The following is a 2,696-nucleotide window of genomic DNA, read 5'->3' on the forward strand; positions in this document are numbered from 1 at the left end:
AAATATACTTCGACGTATCCATCCCAATGCGGATAATCTCTCTCACGGACGGCTCCCTTGTCTGAGATTTGCAACAACCTCATTCTGGCACACTGATGCCGTAGGGGGCCGTCCACCCCATCAACCAAAAATCTTGGTTGGGTTACACGCTGTGGCCCCAGCCTGCCGCATCACAGACATTTGGGGTAATGGGTCCCGGCTTTCGCCGGGACGACGGAGGAGAGAGATCGCTCGCCGAACGACGGCCGAGTTTGCCTTGACTCTCATGCCCCAAATTCCGAAAACGCCCTGCAAAATTCCCGTTATATCCCCGATACGCCCAAGGATTGTTCCGATGTCGCTGTCCGCCCTCGAAACCACCGTCAACACTGCGTTCGACGCCCGCGAAGGCATTTCGACCTCGACCAAGGGCGAGGTCCGTGAGGCCGTCGACCATGCACTCGAGCTGCTCGACAAGGGTGAGGCCCGCGTCGCCGAGCGCGAGGCTGATGGCAAGTGGAAGGTCAATCAGTGGCTGAAGAAGGCCGTGCTGCTCTCGTTCCGCCTCAACGACATGGGCCAGATCGCGGGCGGCCCGGGCAAGGCATCGTGGTGGGACAAGGTGCCGTCGAAGTTCGAGGGCTGGGGCGAGAGCCGTTTTCGCGATGCCGGCTTCCGCGCGGTGCCGGGCGCGATCGTGCGCCGCTCGGCCTTCATCGCCCGCAACGTCGTGCTGATGCCCTCGTTCGTCAATCTCGGCGCCTATGTCGATGAAGCGACCATGATCGACACCTGGTCGACGGTCGGCTCCTGCGCCCAGATCGGCAAGCGCGTGCACATCTCCGGCGGCGTCGGCATCGGCGGCGTGCTCGAGCCACTGCAGGCCGAGCCCGTGATCGTCGAGGACGACTGCTTCATCGGCGCGCGCAGCGAAGTCGCCGAAGGCGTGATCGTGCGCAAGGGCGCGGTGCTGTCGATGGGCGTTTTCCTGGGCGCCTCGACCAAGATCGTCGACCGCGAGACCGGCGAAATCTTCGTCGGCGAGGTCCCCGAATATGCCGTCGTGGTGCCGGGCCCCCTGCCCGCCAAGCCGCTGAAGAACGGCCAGCCCGGCCCTGCCACCGCCTGCGCCGTGATCGTCAAGCGCGTCGACGAGCGCACTCGCGCCAAGACCAGCATCAACGAGCTGCTGCGGGACTGATCGGTCTTCCGCGGCAACAGTCCATCACCGTCATCCCCGCGCAAAGGCTCCGCCTTTGTCGCTGGAGGTGGCCGCTTCTTCAGCGGCCCTCGAAGGGTCGACGGCCAGGCTGGTGGCCGATTCATCCTTCGAGGCTCGCAAGGGCCCGCACCTCCAGCGACAACGGCGAAGCCGTTGCGCGGGGATGACGGGTCCAACATCGAACCAAGCACCTCTCCAAAACGACAAAACTTCGGGCCGCGAAACATTGCCGCTGCCCGGAGTTTTTTCATGGACTGGGCCAATTACCTGTTCGGCTTCAAGGGCCGCGTCAACCGGGCCAGGTTCTGGCTCGCGGGACTGATCATCGTCTGCTGGATGATGTTCCTGGCCCTGTTCGTGATTTTGACCGGCCTTGGCGGCAAGGGAGGATCGTTCGGCTTCAATGTCGACGACATCTTCCGGGCCTTCGACCCCGACAGGTACAAATCGCTGAGCTGGGCCGGATCACCGAAGCTGGTGGCCAAGGCCAGCGGAACGGTGCTGTTCGTCTGGGTCTATGTCGCTGTCTCGATCAAGCGCCTGCACGACCGCGACAGGAGCGGCTGGTGGATGGTCCCGTTCTTCGCGATCCCCGGCCTCAAGAGCCAGTTCTCCGAGCGGCTTCCCGATGAATCCTATTGGGCGATGGCCGCGGGCGCGATCGTGTTCGTGCTCTATATCTGGGGCTTCATTGAGCTCGCGTTGCTGCGCGGCACCTCCTACCCCAATCGCTACGGTCCCAATCCGTTGGGCAAGACCCATGTGAGCCGCGGAGCCAGCCGCGGCACCGGGTCGCGCTCCACGCAAGGCTGGGATCAGCAAAGCGAGCTCGATATCGTGCCGCACAAAGCTGGTCCACCCGCGCTGTGACGTGTTAAGCGAGGCGCATGAATGATGCCGTCTCGATTACCCGCGATCTGGTTCGCTGCCCCTCCGTCACCCCGGCCGACGCCGGCGCGCTTGGCGTTCTCGAAAATTTGCTGAAAACCGCAGGCTTCGAGGTCCACCGCGTGACGTTCTCGGAGCCCGGCACCGCCGATGTCGACAATCTCTATGCCCGCATCGGCTCCTCGGCGCCGCACATCACCTTCGCCGGCCACACCGACGTGGTGCCGCCCGGCGATGAAGCCGCGTGGACGCTGGGCGCGTTCTCGGGCGAGGTGAAGGACGGCTATCTCTACGGCCGCGGCGCCGTCGACATGAAGGGCGGCATCGCCTGCAGCGTCGCCGCCGTGCTGCAATATCTCAGCGAACATGGTGGCAAGGCGCAAGAGAATGGCAGCGGCTCGATCTCCTTCCTGATCACCGGCGACGAGGAAGACGTCTCGATCAACGGCACCGTCAAGCTGTTGAAATGGTGCGCCGAGCGCGGCGAGAAGTTCGACCATTGCGTGCTCGGCGAGCCCTCGAATGTCGAGGTGCTCGGCGACATGATCAAGGTCGGCCGGCGCGGCTCGCAATCCGGCACGCTGATTGTCGACGGCGTGCAGGGCCA

General features: G+C 64.0%; 3 protein-coding genes. All 3 read left to right on the forward strand.

Going from position 1 to position 2,696, the window contains the following annotated elements:
• The first annotated feature begins 334 nt into the window (after positions 1-334).
• Positions 335-1,180 carry a 2,3,4,5-tetrahydropyridine-2,6-dicarboxylate N-succinyltransferase gene (gene dapD / locus FNJ47_RS45470; RefSeq protein WP_163163239.1) on the forward strand — a complete coding sequence of 282 codons (846 nt, stop codon included), beginning with the start codon at positions 335-337 and terminating at the stop codon, positions 1,178-1,180.
• 270 nt (positions 1,181-1,450) lie between these two features.
• On the forward strand, positions 1,451-2,071 hold the full coding sequence (locus tag FNJ47_RS45475) for a DUF805 domain-containing protein (protein WP_163163241.1): 621 nt from the start codon (positions 1,451-1,453) through the stop codon (positions 2,069-2,071).
• 17 nt (positions 2,072-2,088) lie between these two features.
• A partial coding sequence (locus FNJ47_RS45480) for a M20/M25/M40 family metallo-hydrolase (protein WP_163163243.1) occupies positions 2,089-2,696 on the forward strand: 608 nt, incomplete at its 3' end.

The sequence above is a fragment of the Bradyrhizobium uaiense genome (assembly GCF_010811875.1).
Lineage (GTDB): Bacteria > Pseudomonadota > Alphaproteobacteria > Rhizobiales > Xanthobacteraceae > Bradyrhizobium > Bradyrhizobium uaiense.

Coding starts and splice junctions, on each gene's coding strand:
- dapD (WP_163163239.1), top strand. CDS start 335: ATGTCGCTGTCCGCCCTCGAAACCACCGTCAACACTGCGTTCGACGCC.
- FNJ47_RS45475 (WP_163163241.1), top strand. CDS start 1,451: ATGGACTGGGCCAATTACCTGTTCGGCTTCAAGGGCCGCGTCAACCGG.